The following is a 14,893-nucleotide window of genomic DNA, read 5'->3' on the forward strand; positions in this document are numbered from 1 at the left end:
CCCGCCTCCCTGGTCCGGGATACGGGGCCTGACCTGTTGTGGGCCCAGGAGGACTTGAACCTCCGACCTCTTCGTTATCAGCGAAGCGCTCTAACCGCCTGAGCTATGGGCCCTCGAACGGAGAGAAGACTACAACATGCCTTCTACTCGCGTTCCGACAGGGTCACCTCTAGGCCTCCGGCCAGGTCGGCGGACACGTTGTAGATGAACGCGCTCACCGTGGCCAGCGCCGAGATCAGCACGATGTTGATCGCGCCGAGGATGGCCGCTATGCCGAACACCCGGCCGGCGCTGATGAGCGGCTCGTTGGTCACCCCGGCGCCCTCGCCGGACACCAGGGACGAGTACGTGCCGTTCAGCTTGTCCCAGACGCCCATGCCGTCCAGCACCGTGTACAGCACGCCGACGGCCACCAGCCACACGAAGAACAGCGCGACACCGAGAACCAGCGACAGCTTCAGCACCGACCACGGGTCGAACCGCTTGATCTGCAGGCTCGCCCGGCGTGGGCCGCGGCCGGGGCGGCGCAGTGCGCTGGGCGCCGAACGTCCCTTGGTGCCGGCACTGGCCACGCTCACCGTCTCCTGCCCCCTCAACCCTGCCAACGCGTCGTCGCGCGCCGCAGGGTTGCCGAACAGACCCTGCGCCGCCGAACCGCTGACGACCGGCTTGTCGTCACCGTTCGAGTACAACACAGTTTTCTCGGCCTGGCCTTCCGACGACCACCCGTCGCGGTAACCGCCGCTCGACTCGGTGGTCGTGCCCTGGCCGGCGTCACGGCTCAGCCGCTGCCAGGGCGGCGTGCCCGCGTCACCGGTCTGCGCACCGTGCTGTTCGGGGTTCTCCGGTGTCGTCACTTAGCTCTCTTCCGAGACGGGTTCTTCGGTTCCTCCGTTGCCTTCACCATTACCGACGCCCGAGGGCTCATCAGCGTTGCGTGCCACCGCGAGAAGAGTCGTCCCCTCGCCGAGGTTGATCAGCCGCACACCCTTCGTCTGCCGGCCCGCCTTGCGCACCTGGTCCGCCGGCGTGCGGATGACCCCACCGCTGGAGGTGATGGCGTAGAGCTCGTCGTCGGCGTCGACGATGAGCGCCCCCACCAGCCTGCCACGCTTGCGGTCGTGCTGGATGGTCAGCACACCCTTGCCGCCGCGGCCCTGCACCGGGTAGTCCTCGATCGGCGTCCGCTTGGCGTAGCCGCCGTCGGTCGCGACCAGCAGGAACTTGTCCGGCTTGACCACGTTCAGGGCGAGCAGCTCGTCGCCGTCGTTGAACCGCATGCCGAGCACACCCGAGGTCGGGCGGCCCATCGGGCGCAGCGTCTCGTCGGTGGCGTGGAACCGGATCGACTGGCCCTCGGCCGACACCAGCAGCAGGTCGTCCTCCGGCCCGGCCAGCACCGCGCCGACCAGCTCGTCGCCCTCGCGCAGGTTGATGCCGATCAGGCCGCCGGAGCGGTTCGAGTCGAACTCGCTCAGCCGCGTCTTCTTGACCAGGCCCTTCTTCGTGGCCAGCACCAGGTACGGCGCGACCTCGTAGTTCGGGATCTCGATGATCTGCGCGATCGTCTCGTCCGGCTGGAACGCGAGCAGGTTCGCCACGTGCTGACCACGCGCGGCGCGGTTCGCCTCGGGCAGCTCGTAGGCCTTCGCGCGGTAGACGCGGCCCTTGTTCGTGAAGAACAGGATCCAGTCGTGCGTCGAGCACACGAAGAAGTGCTGGACGATGTCGTCCTGCTTGAGCTGCGCGCCCTGCACGCCCTTGCCGCCGCGGCGCTGTGAGCGGTACAGGTCGGTCTTGGTCCGCTTCGCGTAGCCGGTGCGCGTGATGGTGACCACCACGTCCTCGACCGCGATCAGGTCCTCGACCGAGACGTCGCCGTCGAACGGGATGATCTGGGTGCGCCGGTCGTCGCCGAACTTGTCGACGATCTCGGTCAGCTCGTCCTTGACGATCTGCCGCTGACGCTCCGGCTTGTCCAGGATGTCCTGCAGGTCGGCGATCTTCAGCTCGATCTCGGCCAGTTCGTCGACGATCTTCTGACGCTCCAGGGCAGCCAGGCGGCGCAGCTGCATGTCCAGGATCGCGGTGGCCTGGATCTCGTCGATGTCCAGCAGCTCGATCAGGCCGGTGCGCGCCTCGTCGACCGTCGGCGAGCGGCGGATCAACGCGATGACCTCGTCCAGCTGGTCCAGTGCCTTGACCAGACCACGCAGGATGTGGGCGCGTTCCTCGGCCTTGCGCAGGCGGAACCGGGTCCGCCGGACGATGACCTCGATCTGGTGCTTGACGTAGTGCCGGACGACCTGGTCCAGCCGCAGCGTGCGCGGCACCCCATCGACCAGGGCCAGCATGTTGACGCCGAAGTTGTACTGCAGCTGGGTGTGCTTGTAGAGGTTGTTCAGCACGACCTTGGCGACCGCGTCCCGCTTGAGGGTGACCACGATCCGCATGCCGCGACGGCTGTTGGACTCGTCGGCGATGTCGGCGATGCCGGTCAGCTTCCCGTCGCGCACCAGGCTGGCGATGTTCTCCACCAGGTTGTCCGGGTTGACCTGGTACGGCAGCTCGGTGACGACCAGGGTGGTGCGGCCGCGGGAGTCATCCTCGACCTCGACCACCGCGCGCATCCGGATCGAACCGCGCCCGGTCCGGTAGGCCTCCTCGATGCCGGAGGTGCCCAGGATCAGGCCCTTCGTCGGGAAGTCCGGGCCCTTGATGCGCTGCATCAGGGCGGCCAGCGTCTCGTCGTCGCCGGCCTCCCAGTTGTCCAGCGCCCACACGACGCCGTCGGCGACCTCGCGCAGGTTGTGCGGCGGGATGTTGGTCGCCATGCCGACCGCGATGCCCGACGTGCCGTTGACCAGCAAGTTCGGGATCCGCGCCGGCAGGACGTCCGGCTCCTGCGTGCGCCCGTCGTAGTTGGGCGAGAAGTCGACGGTCTCCTCTTCGATGTCCCGCAGCATCTCCATGGCCAGCGGGTCGAGGCGCGACTCGGTGTACCGCATGGCCGCCGCGGGGTCGTTGCCCGGCGAGCCGAAGTTGCCCTGGCCGTCGATCAGCGGGTAGCGCATCGACCACGGCTGGGCCAGTCGCACGAGCGCGTCGTAGATCGCCGAGTCGCCGTGCGGGTGGTAGTTGCCCATCACGTCGCCGACCACGCGCGAGCACTTGTTGTACCCGCGGTCCGGCCGGAACCCGGAGTCGTACATCGAGTAGAGGACGCGGCGGTGCACCGGCTTGAGGCCGTCCCGCACGTCCGGCAGCGCTCGCGACACGATCACGCTCATCGCGTACTCGATGTACGAGCGCTGCATCTCCTGCTGGATGTCGACCGGCTCGGTGCGGTCGTGTTCCGGCGGCATGGTTTCCGTCATGGGGTCCTTCTACTGACGAATCGGAAATCGGAGGCGGGGCGCGCTACACGTCGAGGAAGCGGACGTCCTTGGCGTTGCGGGTGATGAACGAGCGCCGGGCTTCGACGTCCTCGCCCATCAGGACGCTGAACAGCTCGTCCGCCGCCGCGGCGTCGTCCAGCGTGACCTGCAGCAGCAGCCGGCGGGACGGGTCCATCGTGGTTTCCCACAGCTCTTCGGCGTTCATCTCGCCGAGACCCTTGTACCGCTGGATGCCGTCTTCCTTCGGCAGCTTCCGCCCGGCTTCGACGCCGGCGGCGAGCAGGCCGTCGCGCTCCTTGTCCGAGTACGCGTACTCCGGCTCCGACCGCGGCCACTTGATCTTGTAGAGCGGCGGCTGCGCGAGGTAGACGTGGCCGTGCTCGATCAGCGGGCGCATGAACCGGAACAGCAGCGTCAGCAGCAGGGTGCGGATGTGCTGGCCGTCGACGTCGGCGTCGGCCATCAGCACGATCTTGTGATACCGCAGCTTGGACAGGTCGAAGTCGTCGTGGATGCCGGTGCCCAGCGCGGTGATCAGCGACTGGACCTCGTTGTTCTTGAGCACCCGGTCGATGCGGGCCTTCTCCACGTTGATGATCTTGCCCCGGATCGGCAGGATCGCCTGGAACCGCGACTCCCGCCCCTCCTTGGCCGACCCGCCCGCGGAGTCACCCTCCACGATGTAGAGCTCGCACTCCTCCGGGTTGGTCGACTGGCAGTCCTTGAGCTTGCCGGGCAGGCCGCCGATCTCCAGCGCGCCCTTGCGGCGAACCAGGTCGCGGGCCCGGCGGGCGGCCATCCGCGCCTGCGCGCTGGACAGCGCCTTGTTGATGATCGTCTTGGCTTCGCTCGGGTTGCGCTCGAACCAGTCGGACAGCCACTCGTTCGTCTTGGACTGGACGAACGACTTGGCCTCGCTGTTGCCCAGCTTGGTCTTGGTCTGGCCTTCGAACTGCGGCTCGGCCAGCTTGATCGAGATGATCGCGGTCAGGCCCTCGCGCACGTCGTCGCCGGAAAGGTTCTCGTCCTTCTCCTTGAGGAGTTTCTTGTCCCGCGCATACGCGTTGACCACCCGGGTCAGCGCGGCGCGGAAGCCCTCCTCGTGGGTGCCGCCCTCATGGGTGTTGATCGTGTTGGCGAAGGTGTGCACCGACGGCGTGAACGAGTTGTTCCACTGCATCGCGACCTCGACCTCGAGGCCGTCGCCCTTGGCGTCGAAGCAGATGATGCTCGAGTGGATCGGGTCCTTCGAGCCGTTGATGTGCTTGACGAAGTCCTCGAGCCCGCCCGGGTAGTGGTAGACGCGCTCCTTGACCCGCGCCTGCTTGCCGTCCGCGTCGGCCTCGGTCTCCTCCTCGGTGACCCGCTCGTCGCGCAGCGTGATGCTCAGGCCCTTGTTCAGGAAGGCCATCTCCTGCAGGCGGCGCGAGACCGTTTCCATGTTGTAGGTGGTGGTCTCGAAGATCTCCGGGTCGGCCCAGAACGTGGTGCAGGTGCCGGTGCCCTCGGCGGGGCCGACCTCCTGCAGCTGGCCGGGCTTGGAGTGGTCGTAGTGCTGGCGCCACTTCTTGCCGTCGCGGGAGACCTCCACGTCGAGCGCCCTGGACAGCGCGTTCACCACGGAGACGCCGACGCCGTGCAGGCCGCCGGACACCGCGTAGCTCTCGCTGTCGAACTTGCCGCCGGCGTGCAGCACGGTGTGCACGATCTCCAGCGTCGACTTCTTGTGGACCGGGTGCTCCTCGACCGGGATGCCGCGGCCGTCGTCGACGACGCGGACGCCGCCGTCGGCCAGGAGCGTGACCTCGACCTTCGTCGCGTAGCCGGCCATGGCCTCGTCGACCGAGTTGTCCACGACCTCCCAGATCAGGTGGTGCAGGCCGCGTTCACCGGTGGAACCGATGTACATGCCGGGTCGCTTGCGGACCGCCTCGAGACCCTCGAGCACCGTGATGGAGGACGCGTTGTAGTCGTTCTGCTGAGCTGCCACGGGCCTGCTTTCTCCTCAGTCTTGCCCAAGGGACTCCCCACTCGCTTCCATCCTACTTGGCCAGCTCCGCTGACATGCCGCAAGGACACCCCTGATTTCGTCACAGAGGCCCGAACGCGAGCGAGGACGGGTCCGGTGCTATCCGGCGCGGGTCGGGCCGCGATACGACGCGCTCAGTCACCCATAGGTGTCGCGCGGCCCGCGGCCGGGCACGTGCCGTGGGCCCTTCCGCCAGCTCGGGGCGGTCGGACCGTGGATGCGCATCCGCTTGACCACGCCGTGACCGACCCCGGCCGCGATCTTGGCGATGAGCTGACCCTGCAGCAGGCGCAGCTGCGTGGCCCAGGCGGTCGAGTCGGCGCGGACGGTGAGTTCGCCATCCTTCAACGTCACCGGCTGGGCGTGCTCGGCGACGTCCTCACCGACCAGGCGCGCCCACTCGCCGAAGACACGGCTGCTGGTCACGCGCTCCTGCCAGCCGCGCTCGGAGACCAGCCTGCCGACGAGTCGGCCGAGCGGCTGCGGGTCGCGGGCGTCCGGGCCCGGCCCCGACCAGCGGCGGCGGCGCGGGTTCTGGCCGGTCAGCTCGAACTTGCGACGGCCCGGCTCGGTGCCCCGGGCGTCGGCCTTCGCGCGAGCGGCGGCCAGGGCGGAGCGGACGAGGTCACGTCCGGTAGTGTTCCCGTTCGGCCCAGCCGGGCCTTCACCGTCTGTATCCGATCCACTCTTCTGGGGAGTTCGCGCAGCTTCTGGCGCGGTTGAAGATCGCTCGTTCGGCCGCTTGGTCACGCGGGGCGATAACGCGTTCACCGTGTTATCCACACTATCCACAGAGTTGTCCCCAGATCGGTGGGTAACTCCTGTGGTCCCGGTCACTCGCCGTTGCTCATCAGGCACGCTTGACCTCCCCGTCGGCGACGGTGAACCGGACCCCGGCCAGTTCCCCGGGCACGTCCTCGTCCACCGCCGCGGTGACCAGCACCTGTTCGGCACCGGCGGCCACCTCGGCCAGCCGCGACCGGCGCCGCCGGTCCAGCTCGGCGAACACGTCGTCGAGCAGGAGCACCGGTTCCCCCGCTTCCCGCCGCAGCAGCTCGTAGGAGGCCAACCGCAGCGCGAGGGCGAACGACCAGGATTCCCCATGGCTCGCGTAGCCCTTCGCCGGGGCCTCCCCCAGGATGATCTCGAGCTCGTCCCGGTGCGGGCCGACCAGGCTGATCCCCCGCTCCAGCTCCTGCTGCCGCACCTGCGCCATCGCCTCGACGAGGATACCGGTCAGCACCTCCGGTTCCGCGCGTTTGCCGTCCGGCACCCCGTAGCCCTCGGGCAGCGCGGCGCCCAGGCTCGACCGGTAGGAGATCGTCGCCGGCCGCGAGTCGGGCGCCACCCCGGCGTAGGCCGCGGTGGTGTGCGGCCCGAGGTCGGCGACCAGGTCGAGCCGCGCGGCGAGCAGCTGGGCACCGACCACCGAGAGGTGGTTGTCCCACACCTCGAGCGTCGACAGCGCGTACGGGTCGTCCCGCGCGCCACCTTTCTTCTTGCCCGCCGTCTTCAACAGCGCGTTGCGCTGCTTGAGGATCCGCTCGTAGTCGGCGCGCACCCCCGCGTACCGGGGCGCGCGCTGCACCAGCAGGTCGTCCATGAACCGGCGGCGCTCACCCGGGTCGCCGCGCACCAGCGCCAGGTCCTCCGGGGAGAACAGCACGGTGCGCAGGATCCCGAGGATGTCGCGCGGCTTGCCGACCGCGCCGCGGTTGACCCGGGCGCGGTTCGCCCGGCCGGGGTTGATCTCCAGCTCGACGGTCAGCTCGCGGTCCTCGTTGACCACGGCCGCCCGCACGAGTGCCCGCTCACAGCCGTGCCGCACCAGCGGGGCGTCGGTCGCGACCCGGTGCGACCCGAGGGTCGCCAGGTAACCGATCGCCTCGAGCAGGTTGGTCTTCCCGCGGCCGTTCTGGCCGACGAGCACCGTCGGGCCGGGTGTGAGCGGCAGGTCCGCGTGCTCCCAGGAGCGGAAGTCGGTGACCTGCAGGTGCCGTACGTGCACGGCGCAGTGCCTACTCGCCGACCTTCTTCACGGCGTGACCGCCGAACTGGTTGCGCAGCGCGGCGACCGCCCGCATCGCGGACGAGTCCTTCCGCCGGGAGGCGAACCGCGCGAACAGGGCGGCCGAGATGACCGGCGCCGGCACCGCGTGGTTGATGGCCTCCTCCAGCGTCCAGCGGCCCTCGCCGGAGTCCTCGACGTAACCCTCGAGGTCGTCCAGCTCCGGGTCCTCGTCCAGCGCGCGCACCAGCAGGTCGAGCAGCCAGGACCGGACGACTGTGCCGCGCTGCCAGCCCTTGATCACGGCCGGCACGTCCTCGACGACCTTCGCCGCCTCGAGCAGCTCGAAGCCCTCGGCGTAGGCCTGCATCAGGCCGTACTCGATGCCGTTGTGGATCATCTTCGCGTAGTGACCGGCGCCGACCGAGCCGGCGTGCGAGAAGCCCTCCTCGCGCGGGCCGTCCGGGCGCAGAGCGTCGAAGATCGGCATGGCGCGCTCGACGAGCTCCTTGTCGCCGCCGACCATCAGGCCGTAGCCGTTCTCCTTGCCCCACACGCCACCGGAGACACCGCAGTCGAGGTAGCCGATGCCCTTCGCGGACAGCACTTCGGCGTTGTGCGTGTCGTCGGTGAACCGGGAGTTGCCGCCGTCGATCACCAGATCGCCCTCGGCGAGCAGCTCACCCAGCTGCGCCACCGTCTCGCGGGTCGGCCCGCCTGCCGGGACCATCACCCAGACGGTGCGCGGCGCGTCCAGTTTGGACACCATGTCGGCGAGCGAGGTCGAGTCCGAGACCGCCTCGTTGCGGTCGTAGCCGACCACCTCGTGCCCGGCGGCGCGCAGCCGCTCGCGCATGTTGAAGCCCATCCGGCCGAGGCCGACCAGTCCCAGCTGAACCATGGAACTCCCCTTCGTGCTTTCTCCGTCGCGGTCAGCCGGGTAGGCGGACCGGCATCAGTAGATAGAGGTAACCAGGAACGACCTGGCCCTGCTCGTCGGCCGGCTTGATCAAAGCCGGACGGTTCGGGGTGGTGAAGGTCAGCTCGGCCCGGTCGTGGTGCAGCGCGCCCAGGCCGTCGACGAGGTAACCCGGGTTGAACGCGATCGTGACCGGCTCGCCTTCGTACTCCACCGGCAGCTCCTCTTCGGCGCTGCCCTCGTCGTCGCCGCCGGCCGACAGGCGCAGCGAGTTGTCACCGAACTCCAGCCGGACCTGGGTACCCCGCTCGGCCACCAGCGACACACGTTTGATCGCCTCGGAGAGCGGGGACACCTCGATCACCGCGCGGGAAGAGTGCTGGTTCGGGAGGAGCTGCCGGTATGGCGGGAACTCGGCGTCGAGCAGCCGGGTCGTCGTGTAGCGGCCGTTGCCGGACAGGCCGAGCAGGCCCTCGCCGCTGGCGAGGCCCACCGAAACCTTGTTGCCCGCGGTGCCGAGCGACTTGGCCGCCTCGGCGAGGGTGCGCGCCGGGACCAGGACCGCGGCGTCGGCCAGCCCCTCGGCCGGCTCCCACGCGAACTCGCGCATCGCCAGCCGGAAGCGGTCGGTGGCCACGAGGGTGAGCGAGTTGCCGGAGATCTCCAGCCGCATGCCGGTCAGCATCGGCAGGGTGTCGTCCTTGCCTGCCGCGACGGCGACCTGGGTGACGGCCTGGCCGAAGGCCTCGCCGGCGACCTCACCGGCGAACGTCGGCTGGGCCGGCAGCTGCGGGTAGTCCTCGACGGGCATGGTCGGCAGGCTGAACCGGGCGCTGCCGCAGGTGATGGAGGCGCGGGAGCCGTCGACGGAGATCTCGACCGGCTGGGCCGGGAGCGCCTTGGTGATGTCGGCGAGTAGCCGCCCGGACACCAGGAGTCGTCCGCCGTCGGCGATCGTCGCCGGGACGCCGACCGTCGCGGAGACCTCGTAGTCGAAGCCGGAGACGGTGAGCGCGTCGGTCGAGCCGTCCGATCCGGCGTCGAGCAGCACACCGCCCAGGACCGGGACCGGTGGCCTCGACGGCAGGCTGCGTGCCACCCACGCGACGGCGTCCGCGAGCCCGTCGCGCTCGACGCGGATCTTCATGTGCCCATCCTTTCGACAGCCGAGCCCCTCATCGCGGCCCGAGAAGATCGACAAACGTCCCCGGGCAGGCCTCGAGCAGCGCGCTGACCAGGGATCTCGCAGTGTGGTGTGGCCCGGTGCCGATGTCGCCAACGACGTGCGGGCTGGGTGTGGATACCCACGTTAGAACGTGGACGGCACCGCCGTCACTCGGGGCACGCCATCGATTTGTCGACAAGACGATCTCGTCCGGAGCTTTGTCCCCATGTCCACAGCCCCCTGTTTTTCTCCGAAGGACTTCTTGAGAAAAAACCAAGGGCAGTGACAGTAATAGGGGCTGTGGATTCTGGGGACTACTGCCATCGCCGCAGGTCCGTTCGCGTGGCGGGGTGTGGACAGCTGTGGAGTACTTCCGGTGGACAACTCGGGCCCTCCGTGGACAACTTCGGGCGCTCCCCAGATGATCCACAGTTGTCCCCAGCTGTCCACAGAACTGTCCCCAGTTGTGGGGATGTTCGTCCCCATGGCCGCGCACAGACGCGGTCGCCGCAGAACCCACCCAGTGGGTGACCGGGGTCGCGGCGATCGATGCGTTCTCGTTACTGGGATCACAGATTCCGCGTCGCAGCGCGGCCCGCCGCGGCCGCACTCGCTGTCACACAAGCGATTCCGGCCCACGCGGCGAACGACAGCCGCTCGCCGAGCACGAGCGCGCCGGCCACGCCGGCCACCGCCGCTTCGAGGCTCTCCAGCACCGCGACCGTCCGCGGTGGAACCCGGCGCAGCGCGGCGAGATCGAGCGAGTACGGGATCACGGCCGACAGCACCGCGACGCCGAATCCCGCCAGCAGCAAGGAAGGCCGCCACACCGGTGCGGTCACGCCGAACGGCAGCGCGAGCACCGCGGCCACTGTCACGGCGAGCGCGAGCATCGATCCATCCGGGACACTCGTGCCGACTTTCCGGCTCAGCACCAGGTATCCGCCCATCGACGCGGCGGACAGCAGAGCGAGTGCCACACCGGCCGCCGGAAGCGTCGTCCCGGACGGCGAATGGAACAGCCACACCCCGAAGGCGGCGACGAGCGCGAAGCCGATGTCGCGCGCGCGGCGTGCGGAGACCACCGCGACCGTCAGCGGGCCGAGCAACTGCAACGCGCTCGCCACACCCATCGGCAGAAAACTCAGCGCCGGGTAGATCAGGTTCATCCCGGCGATCGCGGCGCCGAAACCGAGCACCGGCGGCAGCTCCCGCCACGACGGCCACGCCGGGCGGTGGATCGCCAGCAGGACGAGCGCGGCGAAGGCGAGCCGCAGCGCGACCACCCCGCCCGGCCCGGCCGCGGCGAAGAGCTGCTTGCCGAACGCCTGCCCGGTCTGCACGCTGACGACGCTGCCGAGGACGAGAAGTGCGGCTCCCATGTCTTCCGAGTCTTGGCGCGGAACCGGTGAAGATCCATCGAGACTTCGTGCACGCGACTCTTTAGCCTCGACTACATGATCGACCTCCGGCGCCTGAGCGTCCTCCGGGTCCTGGCCGAGCACGGCACCGTCACGGCCGCCGCCGACGCGCTGCACCTGACCCCGTCGGCGGTCTCACAGCAACTCCGGTTGCTCGCCAAGGAGGTCGGCGTCGAACTGCTGCGCCGCGAGGGACGCCGCGTCCGGTTGACCCCCGCCGCGGTGGTGCTGCTCGAGCACGCCGATTCGCTGTTCGCGCAATGGGAACGGGCACGCGCCGACCTGACCGCCGGCGAAGAGGTCGGCGCCGTGCGCATGTGCGGTGTCTCTTCGGCGGTCGCCGCGTTGCTGGGGCCGGCGGTCACGCGTCTGCGCGCGGAGCACCCGCGGCTGACGGTGCGCGTAATAGAAGAGGAAAGCGCTGACTGCTACGAGCTGCTGCTCGCCGAGGCGGCCGACATCGCCGTCGTGCTGCCCACGCCCCGAGCGCCGCCCGCCGACGACCCGCGCTTCACGCAGTGGCCGTTGCTCGACGACCCGCAGGATCTCCTTGTCCCAGCGGGACATCCACTGACGCGGCAGGACGCGGTCGAACTCGCCGACGCCGCGCGCGAGCCGTGGATCGTCAAACCGCGGCACAACGACACGTACGCGGTCCTGCAAGTCGCCTGCGCCGCCGCCGGTTTCACGCCGCGCATCGCGCACGAGGCCAAGGAGTGGTTCGCGGTGTCCGCGCTCGTCGCCGCCGGGCTCGGCGTGTGCCTCGTGCCGCGGCTCGCTCCCCTGCCACCGCAGCACGAGGTGGTGCGCCTTCCCTTGCGCGGCAACCCGCGTCCGTCACGGCGCTTCGTCGGCTGCGTCCGGCGCGGCAGCGAAGAGCAGTGGCCGATCGCCCGCGCGATCGCGGCCGTCGAAGCGGAGTGCGCGGAGCGGGCTACTGGCGGGCGCGCTGTTTGATGCGCGCGGTGAGTTCCTGGACCTGGTCGTAGATCCGCCGCCGCTCGGCCATCTCCTTGCGGATCTTCTTGTCCGCGTGCATGACCGTCGTGTGGTCGCGGCCGCCGAACGTCTGCCCGATCTTCGGCAATGACATGTCCGTCAGCTCGCGGCACAGGTACATCGCGATCTGCCGCGCCGTGGCAAGCGCTTTCGTCTTGCCGGGGCCGCACAGGTCGTCGACCGTCACGTCGAAGAACTCGGCCGTGGTCGCCATGATCGTCGGCGCGCTGATCTCCGGCGCCTGCGAGTCCGGGATCAGGTCGCGCAGCACGATCTCCGCGAGGCCGACGTCCACCGGCTGCTGGTTCAGCGAGGCGAACGCGGTGACGCGGATGAGCGCGCCTTCGAGTTCGCGGATGTTCGCCTCGACGCGCGAGGCGATGAACTCGAGCACGTCACCCGGCACGGCCAGCCGGTCCTGCGCCGCCTTCTTGCGGAGGATCGCGATGCGCGTCTCCAGTTCGGGCGGCTGGATGTCGGTGATCAGGCCCCACTCGAACCGTGTGCGCAGCCGGTCCTCCAGGGTCTCCAGCCGCTTCGGCGGCCGGTCCGAGGACACCACGATCTGCTTGTTCGAGTTGTGCAGCGTGTTGAAGGTGTGGAAGAACTCCTCCTGAGTACCTTCCTTGCCCTCCAGGAACTGGATGTCGTCGACGAGCAGGATGTCGATGTCCCGGTAGCGCCGCTGGAACGCCACCTTCCGGTCGTCGCGCAGCGAGTTGATGAAGTCGTTGGTGAACTCTTCGGTCGAGACGTAGCGGACGCGCATGCCCGGGAAGAGCCGCTGCGCGTAGTGCCCGACGGCGTGCAGCAGGTGCGTCTTGCCCAGCCCCGACTCGCCCCAGATGAACAGCGGGTTGTACGCGCGGGACGGTGCTTCGGCGACGGCGAACGCGGCCGCGTGCGCGAAGCGGTTGGACGCGCCGATGACGAAGGTGTCGAACGTGTACTTCTCGTTGAGCCGCGTCTTCGACGTCTCCGGCTGGGCCGGGGCGGTGTAGGGCTGGCCGGCGCTCGGCTGGCCGGAGAACATCGGCCAGATCTCGTGCGCGGCGGCCAGGGCCTCGCCCTCTTCGTCGACTTCCTCGTCGCCGTCGTCCTCGGGCAGGACGGGCTTCACCGGTTCCGGTGGGTGGGACCGCACGCGGCGCAGCGGCGGCAGCATGCCGTCGTCGAGCGGTGGCATCTTCGGCGGCATCACCGGCACCTCGGTGGCGGCGGGCGCCGGTTCCACCCGGGTGGGTGACGGGTACGGGGCCGGCGGCGGAGGCGGCGGGCTGACTTCGGCGGTGTCGACCTTCACGGCCAGCGAGACGGGGCGGCCGAGGCGGCGCGAGAGCGCGTGCGTGATCGGGTCCCGCAGGGCGCGCTCGATCGCTTCCTTGGCGAAGTCACTCGGAGCGGCGAGCAGGGCCGTGCCGTCGAGCAGGCCGATCGGGCGGGTGACTCGCATCCAGGCCCGCTGCTGCGGCGACAGAGTGCCGTCCGACAGCTCCCGGACCACCTGGTCCCAGACCACGCCCAGATTCAACTGGTGCTCGGACACCTACTTCGTCCCCTCCCCTCGTCACCCCAGAAGACCCCACCGACCTGCGGAAATCACCGAGGCGGGCGGTCGGCTCACCCCGTCGAGCGGTATCGCGCGGGCCCCCTGGTCACCGCGCGCAGCAAGTATCCACAGAGTTGTCCACAACTGTGTACTAATGTACGGCGGCCCGCAGTCACTCCACCTGCGGGTGCGAACCTACGCCAGCCAGAGCCTCCACACCTTCCGACGGCGGCGCCGAGCACCTCGAACGGTGACTCAAGAGGAGACACGCTAACAAAGGCCCGTGCCGTCCCACAAGGCACCGTGCAGGCAAGGATTCCATGCCTCACGCGGCGTCGCCACTCGGTCCCCCGGAGTGGTTCCGGGGGCCGGTTGCCGGGCCTCCGAGCGGGGTGCGTACTCTCGATAGGTCTCCCGTGCGCGACGGGTTTGTTCGCATGCGCGCGATTCGAGACACCCCCGAGCTGATCGGTGGCTCCAGCTTGCCGCCGAGTATGTCGAGACCAGGAGTAAGCAGTGAGCAAGGGTAAGCGCACCTTCCAGCCGAACAACCGTCGACGCGCCCGGACCCACGGCTTCCGGCTGCGGATGCGTACCCGTGCCGGTCGCGCGATCCTGTCGGCCCGCCGTCGCAAGGGCCGCGAGAAGCTGTCCGCCTGATCGCGCCGCTTCGAGGCGCGTCGTGCTGCCCCGTGCCGCCCGGTTGCGGCGCAGTGAGGACTTCCGCGAGATCATGCGCAGGGGTGCTCGGGCAGGCCGGCGTCGCCTCGTGGTGCACGCGGTGCAGTCCACCGACCCGTCCGCGGGAACGCCGCGGGCGGGTTTTGTGGTGAGCAAGGCCGTGGGCAACTCCGTGGTGCGCCATCGCGTCAGCCGGCGCCTGCGGCATCTCGTCCTGCAGCGCCTCGGAACCGTGCCGCCCGGCAGTTCGTTGGTCGTGAGGGCCCTGCCGCCGGCGGCCACCGCGTCCAGCGCCGAACTCGGCGCCGATCTGGACGCGGCGCTGAAACGGCTGAGCCTGCTCCCGGGCCGCCCGTCCGACGGCCCGGCGACACCCCGGCCGGGGACGGCCGCGGAGACGAGGGGCCACGCCGGTGAATGACGCCACCACCGATGCATCGCAGAAGGTCGAGCGCCCCGGGCCGGTCGCCCAGGTCCTGCTGCTCCCGCTGCGGTTCTACCGCCGTTTCATCTCGCCCTACCTCCCGCCGAGCTGCCGCTTCTACCCCAGCTGCAGCACGTACGCGGTCGAGGCCCTGACCCGTTTCGGCGCCGCGAAGGGCAGTTACCTGGCCCTCCGCCGGCTGCTGCGCTGCGGCCCGTGGACCATGCCCGGCCGCGATCCGGTGCCTGAGGTGTTCTCGTGGCGCCACCAGAGACCTGGTTTGTCAACCGAGGAGTAGCT

The 14,893-nt window shown here is 69.6% G+C and carries 13 protein-coding genes and 1 tRNA gene; 4 read left to right on the plus strand and 10 right to left on the minus strand.

Annotated features, from left to right (window positions below):
• Positions 1 to 39: 39 nt before the first annotated feature.
• From IE290_RS24840 to IE290_RS24880, 9 genes are all read right to left on the minus strand, one after another.
• Positions 40 to 113 (minus strand) — tRNA-Ile (locus IE290_RS24840).
• Between the two features lie 30 nt (positions 114 to 143).
• Positions 144 to 857, minus strand: coding sequence for a DUF3566 domain-containing protein (locus IE290_RS24845; RefSeq protein WP_191247094.1), 714 nt, complete (start codon positions 855 to 857; stop codon positions 144 to 146).
• The gene (gyrA, locus tag IE290_RS24850) at positions 858 to 3,377 is read right to left on the minus strand and encodes a DNA gyrase subunit A (RefSeq protein WP_191247095.1); all 2,520 of its coding nucleotides are present in this window, start codon (positions 3,375 to 3,377) and stop codon (positions 858 to 860) included.
• Between the two features lie 43 nt (positions 3,378 to 3,420).
• Positions 3,421 to 5,388 (minus strand): DNA topoisomerase (ATP-hydrolyzing) subunit B, encoded by a 1,968-nt coding sequence (gyrB, locus tag IE290_RS24855; RefSeq protein ID WP_191247096.1) that lies wholly within the window; start codon positions 5,386 to 5,388, stop codon positions 3,421 to 3,423.
• Positions 5,389 to 5,565: 177 nt separating this feature from the next.
• Positions 5,566 to 6,177, minus strand: coding sequence for a DciA family protein (locus IE290_RS24860; RefSeq protein ID WP_373300508.1), 612 nt, complete (start codon positions 6,175 to 6,177; stop codon positions 5,566 to 5,568).
• A 100-nt stretch (positions 6,178 to 6,277) separates the two neighbouring features.
• On the minus strand, positions 6,278 to 7,435 hold the full coding sequence (gene recF, locus IE290_RS24865; protein ID WP_191247097.1) for a DNA replication/repair protein RecF: 1,158 nt from the start codon (positions 7,433 to 7,435) through the stop codon (positions 6,278 to 6,280).
• A 10-nt stretch (positions 7,436 to 7,445) separates the two neighbouring features.
• Positions 7,446 to 8,336: a phosphogluconate dehydrogenase (NAD(+)-dependent, decarboxylating) gene (gnd, locus tag IE290_RS24870; protein WP_191247098.1), complete on the minus strand. Its 891-nt coding sequence runs from the start codon at positions 8,334 to 8,336 to the stop codon at positions 7,446 to 7,448.
• Between the two features lie 31 nt (positions 8,337 to 8,367).
• On the minus strand, positions 8,368 to 9,501 hold the full coding sequence (gene dnaN / locus IE290_RS24875; protein WP_167102022.1) for a DNA polymerase III subunit beta: 1,134 nt from the start codon (positions 9,499 to 9,501) through the stop codon (positions 8,368 to 8,370).
• 587 nt (positions 9,502 to 10,088) lie between these two features.
• Complete coding sequence (locus IE290_RS24880) at positions 10,089 to 10,901, minus strand: EamA family transporter (protein ID WP_191247099.1); 813 nt, start codon at positions 10,899 to 10,901, stop codon at positions 10,089 to 10,091.
• Between the two features lie 75 nt (positions 10,902 to 10,976).
• Here IE290_RS24880 and IE290_RS24885 point away from each other — a divergent pair, with 75 nt between their 5' ends.
• Positions 10,977 to 11,897 (plus strand): LysR family transcriptional regulator, encoded by a 921-nt coding sequence (locus tag IE290_RS24885; RefSeq protein WP_191247100.1) that lies wholly within the window; start codon positions 10,977 to 10,979, stop codon positions 11,895 to 11,897.
• Here the strand turns inward: IE290_RS24885 and dnaA are convergent.
• Entirely contained in the window at positions 11,875 to 13,485 is a 1,611-nt protein-coding gene (gene dnaA, locus IE290_RS24890) for a chromosomal replication initiator protein DnaA (RefSeq protein ID WP_191247101.1), read from the minus strand. The two genes, IE290_RS24885 and dnaA, sit on opposite strands and share 23 nt — an antisense overlap.
• A gap of 519 nt (positions 13,486 to 14,004) precedes the next feature.
• On the opposite strand from dnaA, the gene rpmH reads away from it, so the two are divergent.
• Genes rpmH through yidD form a run of 3 tightly spaced genes read left to right on the plus strand, consistent with a single transcriptional unit; the run spans position 14,005 to position 14,891 of the window.
• Positions 14,005 to 14,148, plus strand: coding sequence for a 50S ribosomal protein L34 (rpmH, locus tag IE290_RS24895; protein WP_017985946.1), 144 nt, complete (start codon positions 14,005 to 14,007; stop codon positions 14,146 to 14,148).
• Between the two features lie 22 nt (positions 14,149 to 14,170).
• Complete coding sequence (gene rnpA, locus IE290_RS24900; protein ID WP_191247102.1) at positions 14,171 to 14,590, plus strand: ribonuclease P protein component; 420 nt, start codon at positions 14,171 to 14,173, stop codon at positions 14,588 to 14,590.
• Entirely contained in the window at positions 14,583 to 14,891 is a 309-nt protein-coding gene (yidD, locus tag IE290_RS24905; protein WP_191247103.1) for a membrane protein insertion efficiency factor YidD, read from the plus strand. Before rnpA ends, yidD begins: the two co-directional genes overlap by 8 nt.
• Positions 14,892 to 14,893: the final 2 nt, after the last annotated feature.

It is taken from the genome of Amycolatopsis deserti, from assembly GCF_014653945.1.
Taxonomy (GTDB): Bacteria; Actinomycetota; Actinomycetes; order Mycobacteriales; family Pseudonocardiaceae; genus Amycolatopsis_E; species Amycolatopsis_E deserti.